16 protein-coding genes and 5 tRNA genes are annotated in these 15,567 nt (G+C 70.1%); 17 read left to right on the forward strand and 4 right to left on the reverse strand.

Features of this window, described 5'->3' with window-relative positions:
- The coding region (locus tag SSQG_RS27690) for a sensor histidine kinase (protein ID WP_158681113.1) at nt 1–2,484 on the reverse strand (2,484 nt) is incomplete at its 3' end.
- 604 nt (nt 2,485–3,088) lie between these two features.
- Here SSQG_RS27690 and SSQG_RS41510 point away from each other — a divergent pair.
- The 11 genes from SSQG_RS41510 (at nt 3,089) to SSQG_RS27740 (ending at nt 8,269) form a co-directional block, all read left to right on the forward strand.
- Nucleotides 3,089–3,280: a hypothetical protein gene (locus SSQG_RS41510; protein ID WP_158681115.1), complete on the forward strand. Its 192-nt coding sequence runs from the start codon at nt 3,089–3,091 to the stop codon at nt 3,278–3,280.
- 176 nt (nt 3,281–3,456) lie between these two features.
- Nucleotides 3,457–4,233 (forward strand): fumarylacetoacetate hydrolase family protein, encoded by a 777-nt coding sequence (locus tag SSQG_RS27695; RefSeq protein WP_003993198.1) that lies wholly within the window; start codon nt 3,457–3,459, stop codon nt 4,231–4,233.
- Nucleotides 4,226–5,710: a glutamate--tRNA ligase gene (gene gltX, locus SSQG_RS27700; RefSeq protein WP_003993200.1), complete on the forward strand. Its 1,485-nt coding sequence runs from the start codon at nt 4,226–4,228 to the stop codon at nt 5,708–5,710. Before SSQG_RS27695 ends, gltX begins: the two co-directional genes overlap by 8 nt.
- Before the next feature lie 173 nt (nt 5,711–5,883).
- Nucleotides 5,884–6,495 (forward strand): hypothetical protein, encoded by a 612-nt coding sequence (locus SSQG_RS27705; RefSeq protein ID WP_158681117.1) that lies wholly within the window; start codon nt 5,884–5,886, stop codon nt 6,493–6,495.
- 141 nt (nt 6,496–6,636) lie between these two features.
- The gene (locus SSQG_RS27710; RefSeq protein WP_039933731.1) at nt 6,637–6,933 is read left to right on the forward strand and encodes a hypothetical protein; all 297 of its coding nucleotides are present in this window, start codon (nt 6,637–6,639) and stop codon (nt 6,931–6,933) included.
- A gap of 40 nt (nt 6,934–6,973) precedes the next feature.
- Complete coding sequence (locus tag SSQG_RS27715) at nt 6,974–7,705, forward strand: HAD family hydrolase (RefSeq protein ID WP_039933733.1); 732 nt, start codon at nt 6,974–6,976, stop codon at nt 7,703–7,705.
- Nucleotides 7,706–7,797: 92 nt separating this feature from the next.
- A tRNA-Gln gene (locus SSQG_RS27720) sits at nt 7,798–7,869 on the forward strand.
- Between the two features lie 21 nt (nt 7,870–7,890).
- Nucleotides 7,891–7,963, forward strand: a tRNA-Glu gene (locus SSQG_RS27725).
- Between the two features lie 40 nt (nt 7,964–8,003).
- Nucleotides 8,004–8,076, forward strand: a tRNA-Glu gene (locus tag SSQG_RS27730).
- A gap of 20 nt (nt 8,077–8,096) precedes the next feature.
- Nucleotides 8,097–8,168: transfer RNA gene (locus SSQG_RS27735), tRNA-Gln, on the forward strand.
- Nucleotides 8,169–8,196: 28 nt separating this feature from the next.
- Nucleotides 8,197–8,269 (forward strand) — tRNA-Glu (locus SSQG_RS27740).
- 182 nt (nt 8,270–8,451) lie between these two features.
- On the opposite strand, the gene ndgR is transcribed toward SSQG_RS27740, so the two are convergent.
- Nucleotides 8,452–9,168: an IclR family transcriptional regulator NdgR gene (gene ndgR / locus SSQG_RS27745; RefSeq protein ID WP_003993203.1), complete on the reverse strand. Its 717-nt coding sequence runs from the start codon at nt 9,166–9,168 to the stop codon at nt 8,452–8,454.
- A 195-nt stretch (nt 9,169–9,363) separates the two neighbouring features.
- Here ndgR and leuC point away from each other — a divergent pair, with 195 nt between their 5' ends.
- The 4 genes from leuC to SSQG_RS27765 all read left to right on the forward strand — a co-directional run bounded on the left by leuC (nt 9,364) and on the right by SSQG_RS27765 (nt 12,682).
- Complete coding sequence (gene leuC / locus SSQG_RS27750) at nt 9,364–10,794, forward strand: 3-isopropylmalate dehydratase large subunit (RefSeq protein WP_003993204.1); 1,431 nt, start codon at nt 9,364–9,366, stop codon at nt 10,792–10,794.
- 5 nt (nt 10,795–10,799) lie between these two features.
- Nucleotides 10,800–11,393, forward strand: a complete 594-nt coding sequence (gene leuD / locus SSQG_RS27755; RefSeq protein ID WP_003993205.1) for a 3-isopropylmalate dehydratase small subunit — start codon at nt 10,800–10,802, stop codon at nt 11,391–11,393.
- Between the two features lie 277 nt (nt 11,394–11,670).
- The gene (locus tag SSQG_RS27760; RefSeq protein WP_003993206.1) at nt 11,671–11,901 is read left to right on the forward strand and encodes a hypothetical protein; all 231 of its coding nucleotides are present in this window, start codon (nt 11,671–11,673) and stop codon (nt 11,899–11,901) included.
- Nucleotides 11,902–12,037: 136 nt separating this feature from the next.
- A complete protein-coding gene (locus tag SSQG_RS27765; protein ID WP_003993207.1) occupies nt 12,038–12,682 on the forward strand; it encodes an HU family DNA-binding protein in 645 nt (214 codons plus the stop codon).
- A 72-nt stretch (nt 12,683–12,754) separates the two neighbouring features.
- On the opposite strand, the gene SSQG_RS27770 is transcribed toward SSQG_RS27765, so the two are convergent.
- Nucleotides 12,755–12,958 carry a hypothetical protein gene (locus SSQG_RS27770; protein ID WP_003993208.1) on the reverse strand — a complete coding sequence of 68 codons (204 nt, stop codon included), beginning with the start codon at nt 12,956–12,958 and terminating at the stop codon, nt 12,755–12,757.
- A gap of 9 nt (nt 12,959–12,967) precedes the next feature.
- Entirely contained in the window at nt 12,968–13,606 is a 639-nt protein-coding gene (cofC, locus tag SSQG_RS27775; protein WP_003993209.1) for a 2-phospho-L-lactate guanylyltransferase, read from the reverse strand.
- 159 nt (nt 13,607–13,765) lie between these two features.
- On the opposite strand from cofC, the gene SSQG_RS27780 reads away from it, so the two are divergent.
- Both SSQG_RS27780 and SSQG_RS27785 read left to right on the forward strand, forming a co-directional pair.
- On the forward strand, nt 13,766–14,551 hold the full coding sequence (locus SSQG_RS27780) for a lysophospholipid acyltransferase family protein (protein ID WP_003993210.1): 786 nt from the start codon (nt 13,766–13,768) through the stop codon (nt 14,549–14,551).
- Complete coding sequence (locus SSQG_RS27785; RefSeq protein WP_003993211.1) at nt 14,548–15,558, forward strand: NAD(P)H-dependent glycerol-3-phosphate dehydrogenase; 1,011 nt, start codon at nt 14,548–14,550, stop codon at nt 15,556–15,558. Before SSQG_RS27780 ends, SSQG_RS27785 begins: the two co-directional genes overlap by 4 nt.
- Nucleotides 15,559–15,567 lie beyond the last annotated feature (9 nt).

Consider the following 15,567-nt stretch of genomic DNA (forward strand, 5'->3'; position numbering starts at 1 on the left):
CGCGGCGGGAGCACTCTGCTCGAACAGCGAGGGGGACTTCTCGGGACCCTGCGGTCCACGCGCACCGCCCGGCGCACCCGGACGGCCACCGTCCCCGTCCCGCCCGGGCAGCGCGGCCCGCGGGCCCTGACCGGCACTCAGCCGGCCGCCGCCGGACGGCGCGCCGCCGCCGAACCCGCCACCGGACGGACCGGCACCGAGGGCGCCGGCGCCCTGGCCGGCACCGGCCGCACGCCGGGCCGCGGCCGCACCGGCCGCTGCCTGCGCGGCGGCCGGACCGCCACCGCCGAGCGGCGGCTGGCCGGGCTGCTTGGGCTGCGGCTTCCTGCCGCCCTGGGCGACGTCGACGGGCAGCATGACCAGCGCGGTCGTACCGCCGGAGTCGGACGGGCGCAGCTGGATGCGGATGCCGTGGCGCTGCGACAGCCGGCCGACCACGAACAGACCCATGCGGCGGGAGACGGAGACGTCCACCGTCGGGGGAGAGGCGAGCCGCTCGTTGATCGCCGCGAGGTCCTCCGGCGACAGACCGATACCGGTGTCGTGGATCTCGATCAGCACCCGGCCGTCGGGCAGGGCGTGACCGGTGACCTTGACCTTGGTCTGCGGAGAGGAGAACGAGGTCGCGTTCTCCAGCAGCTCTGCGAGCAGGTGGACGAGGTCGTTGACGACCCGGCCGGCCACCTCGGTGGTCGGCACGGAGGCGAGCTCGATGCGCTCGTACTGCTCCACCTCGGACGCGGCGGCACGGAGCACGTCGACCAGCGGGACCGGGCGGGTCCAGCGACGGCCGGGCTCCTCACCCGCGAGGACGAGGAGGTTCTCACCGTTACGGCGCATACGCGTCGCGAGGTGGTCGAGCTTGAACAGGGAGGACAGCTGGTCCGGATCGGCCTCGCGGGACTCCAGTTCGGAGATGAGCGACAGCTGGCGCTGGATCAGACCCTGGGAGCGGCGCGAGAGGTTGGTGAACATCGCGTTGACGTTGCCCCGCAGCAGGGCCTGCTCGGCGGCGAGGCGGACCGCCTCGCGGTGCACGTCGTCGAAGGCCGCGGCCACCCGGCCGATCTCGTCCCGGGAGTGCACACCGACCGACTCCACGGACGTGTCGACGTCCTGCGGGTCGGACTCGGACAGCTGCTTGACCAGCTCGGGCAGACGGTCGGAGGCGACCTTCGTCGCGGTCTCCTCCAGGCGGCGCAGCGAGCGGATCATGGAGCGGGCCACGACGAACGCGCCGACCAGCGACACGCCGAGCACGATCAGGATCAGCGCACCGGAGATGATCGCGTCGCGCTCGGTGGCGCTGCGCAGCTCGCGGGCCTTCTGTTCCATCTCCTCGAGCAGCGTGTGCTCGATGTTCTTCATCTGCTGGATCTTGGTGGAGCTGTCGTCCAGCCAGTCGCGGTAGGAGCGCTTGTCCTGCTGTGCCAGGCCGCTCGCGGAGACCAGGGCGCGGCCCGCGTAGGTGTCGGTGGCCTTGATCGTGGAGTTGCCGCCGTCCTCGATGGGCTTCAGCAGCTCGGCGGCGGAGTCCTCGCCGTAGATGCTCTTGAAGCTGCGGATCTCGGACTTCTGGCTCTCCAGGGCCGACTCGGCGTACAGCCGGTCGTTCGGCGAGAGCTTGCCGGTCGTGGTGTTGCTCGCGGGCAGCGCCGCCGCGAGGGCCGCGCGCTGGATCGAGGAGTACTCCTTGGCCGCGGAGAAGGCCGCCAGCGCACGGGTGCGCTGGATCATGTCCGGGTTGCTGGTCGCCTCCGCCATGTCCTGGGAGAGGTCGATCAGGTTCTCGATCAGACGGTGGTACGCCTCGACGGTCTGCGTGGAGTTGCCCTCGGAGGCGTAGGCGCTCTTGCGGATCTGCTCCAGGTCGCCCAGCTCGCCGGCGAGCTGGACGAGGTACTCGCGGACGCCCTTGAGGTTTCCGTCCTTGCTGGCGCCGTCGATCTGCTCGGAACTGTCGAGGAAGTTCTTCATCGCACGGTCGGTCTTCTCGCGCAGACCCTTGACCGTGAAGTCGGTCGCCTTGCCGCCGTGCGCGAGGGGGCCGGCCGACTGGTCGCGCTCCTCCTGGAGGGCGGCGGACAGCTCGGTGGCCTGCTTCGTCATGTCCGTCAGCAGCTTCATGTTGTCGAGCTGCTGGATGTCGTCCATGGACGAGTTGATACGCAGCGCGCCCAGCGAGGTGGCCGCGACCACCGGCAGCGCGAGCAGCGACACCAGACGGGTGGAGATGCGCCAGTTGCGCAGGGCTATTCGCGGTCCGGGGCCTACCGGACCCGTCGGCGGCTTCAGGGGCGGAGCCGGGCTCGCGGGCCCCGGAGGGGCCGACGCGCCGGGGCGCCCGGAGCGCTCACCGCTGTCACCGGCCGGGCCCGGGTTCTGGGCGTGCTGGGGCGAGGGGCCGCCATTCATGGGGCCAGTCCCGCCGTGCGGCTCCGGCTCCGCCGAAGCGTTGCCATCCCTCTTGAAACGTCCCTGCACTAGCGTCGCAACCTCTGGACCAGGCACCCCGTCGGATGAACGGCGGGGCACGGTGTCGGCGTTCTGGGGACGCCCTGAGTACGCCCCCGTGGTGGTCGTGGGTAACCGGCGCTGGCTCCCCCTTCTTGCCGCCACTCGGCGCGTCTGTGCGCCCCCTGTGCGCCGGCTCGATCCCTGCGGCGGTCCGTGAGATTCCAGCACAGCACAGGATCTCCAACAAGGCCCGTAGGCCAGGCCGTGACATAGGTGACACCACGTGAGCGCCGGATCACCGGGCGTAGAAAGTGAGTTCGCCCATTTCGGGCGTATGCCCGCGAGTCGTCGAGCCGTGACGGGTGTCCCAGTCGCCATGATCAGGAGCGGAATGATGGCTTCAGTGGGTCAATGTCCGTTTCGGTGGGGTGGCAGGCCGGCCCGAATTGACCGATTCGCCCCCTGATTCGTGAGAAAACTCACATGCCGATCATGCTCTCCTCGCGATTGCGCCGGGAATCCCATGTTTAGCCTGACGCTTTACAGAGTTGGCAAAACCGACAACCCGCACCCGTCCGAGGGTTCCTACGCGCCCTCCCGGTGCCCGTCACAGAACAGGGTCAAGTAAACAGTGAAGACGACGACGATGTTCCACAAGATCGCCAACCCGCGACGCACGACGCTGGCGCACCTCGACGACGCCGGTGAACTGCAGACGCCGGACCAGCCGGAGCACCGCGTCGAACTCCCCACCCAGACCGCCAACCCCAAGCGCACCGTCCTCGATGACGTCCCCGTCGCGGCCGCCGCGGCCGCGGAGTGACACCAGGTAGTACGCGCACCGGCCGCCGGATACTCAGGGCGGCGGGACACGAAGATCGAGGGGCGCCCCCCCGCAGGCGGGGGACGCCCCTTCCTTGTGCGCGCGGCGGGGACACCTCCCCGCGTTAGCCTGGAGCGTCAGACTCCAGCCGCTTCAGTCAAGGGGCCAAGCATCCCGTGCGCATCGCCAGGTTCTCCATCGACGGGAACGTCGCCTTCGGCGCCATCGAGGGCGAGAAGCAGGACGAACTCGTCCTGGACATCATCAAGGGCATCCCGTTCGCGGACTTCGAGCTCTCCGGCACGAAGGTACCGCTGAGCAAGGTCAGGCTCCTGCCGCCGGTGCTCCCCAACAAGGTCGTGGCCTTCGGCCGCAACTACGGCGAGCACGCGCGCGAGCTGGGCAACGAGGTGCCCGACACCCCGTTCGCCTTCTTCAAGCCGTCCACCTCGGTGATCGGCCCCGGTGACGAGATCCAGTACCCGTCCTTCTCCGAGGAACTGCACCACGAGGCCGAGCTGGCCGTGGTCATCGGCCGGATGTGCCGTGAGGTCCCGCGCGAGCGCGTGAAGGACGTGATCTTCGGCTACACCTGCGCCAACGACATCACCGCCCGCGACGTCCAGAAGCGCGAGAAGCAGTGGGCCCGGGCCAAGGGCTTCGACACCTCCTGCCCGCTCGGCCCCTGGGTGGAGACGGACCTGGACGCCGGTGACCTGACCATCCAGCTCACGGTCAACGGCCGGCAGCGCCAGCTGGGCCGCACCAGCGAGATGATCCACTCCGTCGAGGACCTGATCGTCAACATCTCCGAGGCCATGACGCTGCTCCCCGGCGACGTGATCCTCACGGGCACCCCGGCTGGGGTCGGCCCCCTCAACGTCGGCGACGAGGTCGCCGTCACCATCGAAGGCATCGGCACTCTCACCAACAAGGTTGTCAAGCGTGGCTAGCGCACCCGGCTCCCCCGTACGCGTCCGTTTCTGTCCGTCGCCCACCGGTAACCCCCATGTGGGCCTGGTGCGCACCGCCCTGTTCAACTGGGCCTTCGCCAAGCACCACCAGGGCACGCTCGTCTTCCGCATCGAGGACACCGACGCGGCCCGCGACTCCGAGGAGTCCTACACCCAGCTGCTCGACTCGATGCGCTGGCTGGGCTTCGACTGGGACGAGGGCCCCGAGGTCGGCGGCCCGCACGCGCCGTACCGCCAGTCGCAGCGCATGGACCTCTACAAGGACGTCGCCGCCAAGCTCCTGGACGCCGGCCACGCCTACCGCTGCTACTGCTCCCAGGACGAGCTGGACACCCGCCGCGAGGCCGCCCGCGCCGCCGGCAAGCCCTCCGGCTACGACGGCCACTGCCGCGACCTGACCGACGCCCAGGTCGAGGAGTACGAGGCCCAGGGTCGGAAGCCGATCGTCCGCTTCCGCATGCCCGACGAGACGATCACCTTCACCGACCTGGTCCGCGGCGAGCTGACCTTCACTCCGGAGAACGTCCCGGACTACGGCATCGTCCGCGCCAACGGCGCCCCGCTGTACACGCTGGTCAACCCGGTCGACGACGCCCTCATGGAGATCACCCACGTCCTGCGTGGCGAGGACCTGCTCTCCTCCACCCCCCGCCAGATCGCCCTGTACAAGGCGCTGCTCGAGCTGGGCATCGCCCAGCAGATCCCGTCCTTCGGCCACCTGCCGTACGTGATGGGCGAGGGCAACAAGAAGCTCTCCAAGCGCGACCCGCAGGCCTCCCTCAACCTCTACCGGGAGCGCGGCTTCCTCCCCGAGGGCCTGCTCAACTACCTCTCCCTGCTCGGCTGGTCCCTCTCGGCCGACCAGGACGTGTTCACGATCGACGAGATGGTCGCGGCGTTCGAGATCTCCGACGTGAACCCCAACCCGGCCCGCTTCGACCTGAAGAAGTGCGAGGCCATCAACGCCGACCACATCCGCCTGCTCGATGTGAAGGACTTCACCGAGCGCTGCCGCCCGTGGCTCCAGGCCCCGTTCGCCCCCTGGGCCCCGGAGGCCTTCGACGAGGCCAAGTGGCAGGCGATCGCCCCGCACGCGCAGACCCGCCTCAAGGTGCTCTCCGAGATCACCGAGAACGTCGACTTCCTGTTCCTGCCGGAGCCGGTCGAGGACGAGGCGTCCTGGGCCAAGGCGATGAAGGAGGGCTCGGACGCCCTGCTGCGCACGGCCCGCGAGAAGCTGGAGGCCGCCGACTGGACCTCCGCCGAGTCGCTCAAGGAGGCCGTCCTGGCCGCCGGCGAGGCACACGGCCTCAAGCTCGGCAAGGCGCAGGCGCCCGTCCGGGTCGCCGTCACCGGCCGCACGGTCGGCCTGCCGCTGTTCGAGTCCCTGGAGGTCCTGGGCAAGGAGACGACCCTGGCCCGGATCGACGCGGCCCTGGCGAAGCTGGCCGCGTAACGAGACAGAGCACACACCACGAGGGCGGCGTCCGGTCCGGGCGCCGCCCTCGCCGTGTCCGCCCAGCCGTCACCCGGTATTCACCCCTCCGGCCAACCCCCGTCTCCGGAGGAGACGTTGGATCCCCCTGTGCACACGGTGCGCGTGTGCACCCTGGTGCCGGGGGAGAGGCCATGAGCCGTTCACGAAGACGTGTCCACGCGGCCATCGGTGGGGTGCCGGCCCTGTCCTGCACCGCACTCACCGCACCCGCGCAGGCGGCACCGGCCGTCGACGACCCGGTGGGCACCGTGCGGCTCGTCACGGAGCAGCGCCTGTCGGGCGACCACCCGTGGGCGGGCGCGTCCGGCTTCCAGTACCGCGCGGCCACGGGCGGCACCGTCACCACGGTGGACTACCCCGACGTCGTCCCGCCCGCGCACGCCGGCCCGGACGACCTGGCCACCGGCACCGACGTCGTGACCACCCGCAGCGGCCGGACGGTCACACAGAAGCACCGCTCCACGGGCGTCACCGCCACCGTCACGATCCCCTCCGGCCAGGCCTTCCGGGACGCCGTCGGCTGGAGCGTGCCGACCATGGACGGCACCGGCACCCTGCACGTGCTGCGCGCCGTCGCCGACGGCCTCACCGAGGACACCCCGGTCACCGGCTTCCCCGCGGGCGCCCGGCCCACCGCCTACCTCGACGGCGGCTCGGTCCGCCGCCTCGCGATCGTCCACGCGCTGGACGGAAAGACGTCCGTGGGCCTGGTCGACTTCGCGGACGGGGCCTTCCGCACGTAGGTCACCGGTGACACCGCGGCCCCGCAGCCCGCCTTCAGCGACCGCCGGCTGGTCGCCGACCGGCAGGCGATCCGGGTCGACGCCGAGCCCGGCACCGAACCCACCGCCCTCACCAGGTCCGACGCCCGGCTCGAAGCCGTCGTGGGCGATCAACTCCTGCTCGGCGACCCGAGCTTCGTCACCGGCGGTACCGACCCCGCGCTGCTTGCCCGCTCCCTCGTCACCGGCGCCACGAGCACCGTGCTCACCTCGTCGTTCGGCGGGATCGGCCCGACCCTGGACGGCGGCGCCCCGGCCACCGCGGGCCCCTCCAGCCTCGACCGGACCATCCATCGGATCACCCCCACCTCCGGCTCCGTCCGGCGGCTACACCTGGAGGCTCACCGCCCACTCCCGCGACGGACAGGGGGCCGGACCTCGCGCTCTCCGGCACGATGACCCTGGGCTGAGCGCGGGCCGCGGTGGGTACGGTCGGACCATGAGCATCCAAGCCGTGGTCTGGGACGTCGACGACACCCTCTTCGACTACACCACCGCCGACCGCCTCGGAATGCGCGCCCACCTGACGACCGAGGGCCTGCTCGACGACTACGACACCGTCGAGCAGGCTCTCGCCCGCTGGCGGGAGATCACCGACCTGCAGTGGGCGCGCTTCGCGGCCGGGGAGGCCACCTTCGAGGCCCAGCGGCGCGACCGCGTACGGGTGTTCCTGGGCCAGGAGCTGACCGACGACGAGGCCGATGCGTGGTTCCGGCGCTACCGCGCCCACTACGAGGAGGTCTGGACCCTCTTCCCGGACGTCCTGCCCGTCCTCGACGCCCTCGCCGCCAGCCACCGGCACGCCGTGCTGTCCAACTCCAGCCTCCACGTCCAGGACCGCAAGCTGCGCGTCCTCGGCGTCCACGACCGCTTCGAGGCCATCCTGTGCGCGGCCGAGCTCGGCGTCTCCAAGCCGGAGGCCCGCGCCTTCCACGCCGTCTGCGAGGCAATCGGCCTCGCTCCGCACCAGGTCGCCTACGTCGGCGACCACCCGGAGATCGACGGACGCGGTGCGGCGGACGCGGGGTTGCTGTCGGTCTGGATCGACCGCGGTGGTGCGCACGCCACGATCGAGCCGCCCATCGGGCCGCACCGCATCGCCTCCCTCGCCGAACTGCCCTCATTGCTCGGCACGGATAGTCGTTTTGGAGCCCCGTCCACCTTCAGGTAATGTTCTTCCTGCGCCGCGGGGAGCGGGCCGAAAGGCAGAAACCCCCAGGCGCACAACTAGAACAAGGACCCCCTCAGGGGCTTGCGTTCCAGTGGCCTATGGTGTAATTGGCAGCACGACTGATTCTGGTTCAGTTAGTCTTGGTTCGAGTCCAGGTAGGCCAGCTCGCAGAGCTTATCTGCAAGGCCCCCGTTGTGTAGCGGCCTAGCACGCCGCCCTCTCAAGGCGGTAGCGCCGGTTCGAATCCGGTCGGGGGTACTGGTTCCGAAGGGTCGACGATCATCTCGGAACTGCTAGGGCCCCCGTTGTGTAGCGGCCTAGCACGCCGCCCTCTCAAGGCGGTAGCGCCGGTTCGAATCCGGTCGGGGGTACTGACTGGTCTAAACCACATTGGTCTATGGTGTAATTGGCAGCACGACTGATTCTGGTTCAGTTAGTCTTGGTTCGAGTCCAGGTAGACCAGCTCGGACCTGCGGAAACGCAGTGTCCACGCCCCCGTTGTGTAGCGGCCTAGCACGCCGCCCTCTCAAGGCGGTAGCGCCGGTTCGAATCCGGTCGGGGGTACACCTACAAGGAGTCCCTCCACTTCGGTGGAGGGACTCCTTGGCTTTTGGGGGCGCGGGGAACCGCGCGAACAACCACTGACGGCCCGCACGCGACGACGAAACCGCCCCTGCCATGGCGCTGAGTCGGGGAAAGCCTGCCGCGGCGTTGAGGCCGGCCTTCCCCGAGAACGCCTCGCTGCTTCAGCCGGTGCGCCGCAACGCCTCGGAGAGACGCCCGGCGGCGTCGATCACAGCCTGCGCGTGCATCCGCCCCGGGTGACGCGTCAACCGCTCGATCGGCCCGGACACCGACACGGCGGCCACCACACGGTTCGACGGCCCCCGCACCGGCGCGGAGACGGACGCGACGCCCGGCTCACGCTCACCGATCGACTGGGCCCACCCACGGCGTCGTACACCCGACAGGGCCGTCGCCGTGAAGCGGGCGCCCTGCAGACCGCGGTGCAGCCGCTCCGGCTCCTCCCAGGCCATGAGGATCTGCGCCGAGGAACCGGCCTTCATGGTGAGCGTCGAACCGACCGGGACCGTGTCCCGGAGTCCGGACAGGCGCTCCGCCGCGGCGACGCAGATGCGCATGTCGCCCTGGCGGCGATAGAGCTGCGCGCTCTCGCCCGTGATGTCACGGAGGTGGGTGAGCACCGGGCCGGCGGTGGCGAGGAGGCGGTCCTCACCAGCGGCCGCGGCCAGTTCCGCGAGACGGGGGCCGAGAATGAAACGGCCCTGCATGTCACGCGCCACCATGCGGTGGTGTTCCAGCGCCACGGCCAGGCGGTGGGCCGTGGGTCGTGCCAGTCCGGTGGCGCCGACCAAGCCCGCGAGGGTGGCCGGACCGGACTCCAGAGCGCTCAGGACGAGGGCCGCCTTGTCCAGAACGCCGACGCCGCTACTGTTGTCCATGAAACGATACTCGCGTCTCACTCTGTGAAACGCAAGTTCAATTTTCCGTGGAACCCGCCACTCTGGAAGACACGAAGTCACAACGGCCCGTGACGTACGGGCCTGGCGGCGGATGCCCGGAATCCGGGGCAGGGGCCCGCCTCCTCAAGATCTCTAGTTGGGCCGGCGGATCGTCGTCGGCCGGAGGGAACAGCGATGGGTAGGACACTCGCGGAGAAAGTCTGGGACGACCATGTCGTCCGGCGCGCGGAGGGCGAGCCCGACCTTCTCTTCATCGATCTGCACCTGCTGCACGAGGTGACCAGCCCGCAGGCCTTCGACGGTCTGCGCAAGAGCGGCCGCACGGTCCGGCGCCTCGACCTCACCATCGCCACCGAGGACCACAACACCCCCACCCTCGACATCGACAAGCCCATCGCCGACCCGGTCTCCCGGGTCCAGCTGGAGACGCTGCGCAAGAACGCCGCCGACTTCGGCGTGCGGCTGCACCCGCTGGGCGACGTCGAGCAGGGCGTCGTGCACGTCGTCGGCCCGCAGCTCGGCCTGACCCAGCCGGGCACCACCGTCGTCTGCGGCGACTCGCACACCTCCACGCACGGTGCCTTCGGCGCGCTGGCGTTCGGCATCGGAACGTCCCAGGTGGAGCACGTGCTGGCCACCCAGACGCTGCCGATGTCCCGCCCGAAGACCATGGCGATCACGGTCAACGGCGAACTGCCCGAGGGCGTCACGGCCAAGGACCTGATCCTCGCGATCATCGCGAAGATCGGCACCGGCGGCGGCCAGGGCTACGTGCTGGAGTACCGCGGCGAGGCCATCGAGAAGCTCTCGATGGAGGCCCGCATGACCATCTGCAACATGTCGATCGAGGCCGGTGCCCGCGCGGGCATGATCGCCCCGGACGAGACCACCTTCGCGTACCTCAAGGGCCGCCCGCACGCCCCCGAGGGCGCGGACTGGGACGCCGCCGTCGAGTACTGGAAGACGCTCAGGACGGACGCGGACGCCGAGTTCGACGCCGAGGTCGTCATCGACGCCGCCGAACTGTCCCCGTTCGTCACCTGGGGCACCAACCCGGGCCAGGGCGCACCGCTTTCGGCGTCCGTCCCCGACCCCGCTTCGTACGAAGACGCATCGGAGCGCTACGCCGCCGAAAAGGCCCTGGAGTACATGGGGTTGGAGGCCGGGCAGCCGCTGCGGTCCATCAAGGTGGACACCGTCTTCGTAGGCTCGTGCACCAACGGCCGCATCGAGGACCTCCGCGCCGCCGCCGAGCTGCTGCAGGGCCGCAAAGTCGCCGACGGCGTACGGATGCTGGTCGTCCCGGGTTCCGCGCGGGTCGGTCTGCAGGCCGTCTCCGAGGGTCTGGACGTCGTCTTCAAGGACGCCGGCGCCGAATGGCGGCACGCGGGCTGCTCGATGTGTCTGGGCATGAACCCCGACCAGCTGGCCCCGGGGGAGCGCTCCGCGTCCACCTCCAACCGCAACTTCGAGGGCCGGCAGGGCAAGGGCGGTCGTACGCACCTGGTGTCCCCGCAGGTCGCGGCCGCCACCGCCGTCCTGGGGCACCTGGCCTCCCCGGCCGACCTGTCCGCCGCCGACACCCGTACGCCCGCTGGAGTCTGAGAATCATGGAAGCCTTCACCACCCACACCGGCCGGGCCGTCCCGCTGCGCCGCAGCAACGTGGACACCGACCAGATCATCCCCGCCCACTGGCTCAAGAAGGTCACGCGGGACGGGTTCGAGGACGGGCTGTTCGAGGCCTGGCGCAAGGATGCTTCGTTCGTGCTCAACCAGCCCGAGCGGGAGGGCGCGACCGTCCTGGTCGCCGGCCCCGACTTCGGCACCGGCTCCTCCCGTGAGCACGCCGTCTGGGCGCTGCAGAACTACGGCTTCAAGGCCGTGATCTCGTCCCGCTTCGCCGACATCTTCCGCGGCAACTCGCTCAAGAACGGCCTGCTCACGGTCGTCCTGGAGCAGAAGACCGTGGACGCGCTGTGGGAGCTCACCGAGAAGGACCCGCAGGCCGAGATCACCGTCGACCTGGAGAGCCGCGAGGTGCGCGCCGAGGGCATCACCGCCTCCTTCGAGCTGGACGAGAACTCCCGCTGGCGGCTGCTGAACGGCCTCGACGACATCTCGATCACCCTCCAGAACGAGGCGGACATCGCCGCGTACGAGGCGAAGCGCCCCGCCTTCAAGCCGCAGACGCTCCAGATCTGATCCGGAGCACGGCCGGCCGCGCCTGGACAAGGCGACTTTCGGCCACCGCAACACCCCCTCTGTACCCCCGATCAGCCCGATCGGGGGTACAGCCGTGTCTGCACCCGAACGGCCCTGCCCGAGCCCGGCCCGGCTGTCAACTTCCCGCGTTACGCCGGTGGTTGTTGGGGTACGCGAGATGTACAGCCGCGACTTCCGCGTGTGCCTGGAAGGCCGTTTGGGGCGGCAGTTGTCCCCTGCGCAGGCGACAACTCGCCCCAGATGGCACAATCTGTGCATGGAACACGACGGCCAACTCGAGCTCTATGCGGCAGTCGCGGGCCAACTCAAGGAAGCGCATGCAAGGGTGCGCGCACTGCAAGTCCCGGAGGGCGTACGGATGGCGCTGACCCGGAAGCTGCTGGTCATTACGGCCGCGGCCAAGCACGATCTCGCCGACGCGGCAAGGCGGCTGGAGCGGTTCACCGCGGACCTCGACGAGGGACGAATCCCCGACGAGGAACGCTGAACCTGACGACACCGCCGAGTTCGTTGCGGCACAAGGGTGAGAAGCCCGTTTCGTGTTTGATTTGCGGTATATATCTGCCTAACGTGCGAAAAAGCTTGAACACTTTCGTTCTGGCGATGTCTCCGAAGGGGAAGACGTGAACAAGGCGCAGCTCGTAGAAGCGATTGCCGACAAGATGGGCGGCCGCCAGCAGGCCGCCGATGCTGTCGACCACGTACTGGACGCCATCGTCCGCTCGGTCGTCTCGGGGGAGCGGGTCTCGGTCACCGGCTTCGGTTCGTTCGAGAAGGTCGACCGTCCGGCGCGCTACGCCCGTAACCCCCAGACGGGCGAGCGGGTTCGGGTCAAGAAGACCTCCGTGCCGCGCTTCCGCGCGGGCCAAGGCTTCAAGGACCTGGTCAGCGGCTCGAAGAAGCTGCCGCGTGGCGGCGAGGTCTCCGTCAAGAAGGCGCCCAAGGGCAGCCTGACCGGCGGCGCCGGCGCCACGGTCAAGAAGGCCGCCGCGAAGAAGGCGACCACCAAGAAGGCCGCCGCCGCGAAGAAGACCACCGCCAAGAAGACGACGGCGAAGAAGGCCGCCACCAAGACGGCGGCCGCGAAGAAGACCACGGCGAAGAAGGCACCCGCGAAGAAGACCACGGGCGCCGCCAAGACCACCGCCGCGAAGAAGACCACGGCCAAGAAGGCCCCGGCGAAGAAGGCCACCGCGAAGAAGGCGCCCGCCAAGAAGTCGACGGCGCGCAAGACCACCGCGAAGAAGACCACCGCCCGCAAGAAGTAGCGGCACCGGGGTACTCACGCGCCGGGCCGGACTCCCGCACGGAGTCCGGCCCGCGGTGTGTTCAGGGAGTGGTCAGAGGGTCTGCAGGGTCACCAGAGTGATCCTGGGGGCGTTCTCGGGGCCCTCCACCTCGATCCGCACCCGCTGCCCCACGCGCAGCAGCCTGAGGCCCCCCGCGTCGAACGCGGCCGCGTCGAAGGGGACCGGGGTGCCGTCGTCCAGGAGTACCTGCCCGCTGCGGCTTTCGGGGTCGTACGTGTACGCGGTGGCCTGCATGGCCGCAGCCTACTGCCCGGGTATCAGCAACCGCGCGGCGGCCGCGGCCGTATGAGGGCCGACCCCCAGGGCCAGCGCACTGCGCAGGTCGTCGCCGGTGTCCACGTCCTGGCGGACCGAGTCCACGGCGGTGAGGGACAGTTCCACGGCGCCAAAGGCCCGGTGCCGGGCCCGGGAATCGGTGCCGAACGCCGGGAACAATGGCCGCCCGGGGGCAGCCGCCAGCAAGGTCGTACCGATTCCGGCCGCGTCCGGGAGAAATGCGCGCGGGAATTCCGCGGCGGCTTCGAGTACCCGGGACAATTCCGCGGGGCGCAGCGCAGGAAGATCGGCGTTCAGTGCCGCCACCGGACTTCCGGGGCGGGCCGACCGAACGACCCCCGTCGCGTGCGCGAGGGCGGCGTTGAGGCCGCCGCCCGGCTCGTCCGGGACGATCGCGGCGCCCAGCGCGGTCAGCTCACGCGCCGCCCGGGCGTCGTCCGTGACGACTGCCACATCCCGCACCGCGGGGCAGCCCAGCGCCGCCGCCACCGTGTCCTGGGCGAAGGCGAGGGCCAGGTCCGGCCGCAGCCCGTCGTCCGCGGTGTCAGCGAGCCTGCTCTTGGCCTGGGCCAGGGGCTTCAGGGGTACGACCAAGGTCCACTGCACAGATGTTCCGTCCCTCTCTTGTCGCGGTCATTGTCACCCGGGGCCTCGGGCGGGCGGCGTGTCGGGGCGTACGGTGTTCTCGACAGACCGGCGGCCTGGGGCGACACTTGTGCGGCCCCCGGTGGCCCCCGCTTTCAGGCCCTAGAGGAAGGTGTCCGCGTGCCCCGCCGCAGAATCGGCTTCTGGTACCGCTTGGCCGCGGTGATCTGCAAACCGCCGCTGGTGGTTCTGCTCAGGCGGGACTGGCGCGGAATCGAGCACATTCCGGCCGAGGGTGGATTCATCACCGCGGTGAACCACAATTCGCACATCGATCCCTTCGCTTACGCGCACTTTCAGTACAACACCGGGCGCGTCCCGCGATTCCTCGCGAAGAGCGGGCTTTTCAAGAAGGGATTCGTCGGCGCCGCGATGCGCGGCACCGGGCAGATCCCCGTCTACCGCGAGAGCACGGACGCGCTCAGCGCCTTCCGGGCCGCGATCGACGCCGTGGACCGCGGTGAATGCGTCGCCTTCTACCCCGAGGGCACCCTCACCCGCGACCCGGAGGGCTGGCCCATGACCGGCAAGACCGGTGCCGCGCGCGTCGCCCTGCAGACCAAGTGCCCGGTCATCCCCGTCGCCCAGTGGGGCTGCAACGAGCTGCTGCCGCCGTACGCGAAGAAGCCGAACCTGCTGCCGCGCAAGACGCACCGGGTGCTCGCCGGGCCGCCCGTGGATCTCACGCGGTTCTACGACCGGGAGATGACCGCGGAGCTCCTGAAGGAGGCCACCGAGGTCATCATGGCCGCGGTGACCCACCAGCTGGAGGAGATCCGCGGCGAGAAGGCGCCCGAGACGCCCTACGACCCGCGCCGGGAGCGGATCGAACAGCGGCGCCGCACCCAGGCGCAGACACATCAGAAGTCCGGGCAGACCGTGCAGGAAGAGGGGCTGGGCAAGTGAGCAAGCCGGTCAAGGCAGCGGTGCTGAGCGCCGGTTCGTGGGGCACGGCCTTCGGCATGGTGCTCGCCGACGCCGGGTGCGAGGTCACCCTGTGGGGGCGCCGCCCGGAACTCGTGGAGGCGATCAACTCCACCCGGACCAATCCCGACTACTTCCCGGGCGTCGAGCTCCCGGAGAACGTGCGGGCCACCACGGATCCCGCGGAAGCCGCCGCGGACGCCGATTTCACGGTCCTCTCGGTGCCCTCGCAGACCCTGCGCGGCAATCTCGCCGAGTGGTCGCCGCTGCTCGCGCCCGACACGGTCCTCGTGTCGCTGATGAAGGGCGTCGAACTCGGCTCCGCGATGCGGATGAGCGAGGTCATCGACGACGTGGCCAAGGTCGGCCCGGACCGGATCGCCGTGGTCACCGGGCCCAACCTGGCCCGTGAGATCGCCGCGCGGATGCCGGCCGCCGCCGTGGTCGCCTGCACCGACGAGGCCGTCGCCCAGCGGCTTCAGGCCGCCTGCCACACGCCGTACTTCCGCCCGTACACCAACACGGACGTGGTGGGTTGCGAACTGGGCGGAGCCGTGAAGAACGTCATCGGGCTGGCCGTCGGCATCGCGGACGGCATGGGCCTCGGCGACAACGCCAAGGGCTCGCTCATCACCCGCGGCCTCGCCGAGACCACCCGGCTCGGCATGGCGCTCGGCGCCGACCCGCTGACCTTCTCCGGACTCGCGGGCCTGGGCGACCTGGTGGCCACCTGCTCCTCGCCGCTGTCCCGCAACCACACGTTCGGCACCAACCTCGGCAAGGGCATGACCCTCCAGGAGACCATCGCGGTCACCAAGCAGACCGCCGAGGGCGTCAAGTCCTGCGAGTCGGTGCTGGATCTGGCCCGCCGGCACGGCGTCGACATGCCGATCACGGAGACGGTCGTCGGCATCGTGCACGAGGGCAAGCCCCCGGTGGTCGCTCTCAAGGAGCTGATGTCGCGCAGCGCGAAGCCCGAACGACGCTGAGCGACGCGA

The sequence above is a fragment of the Streptomyces viridochromogenes DSM 40736 genome, assembly GCF_000158955.1.
Classification (GTDB): Bacteria; Actinomycetota; Actinomycetes; order Streptomycetales; family Streptomycetaceae; genus Streptomyces; species Streptomyces venetus.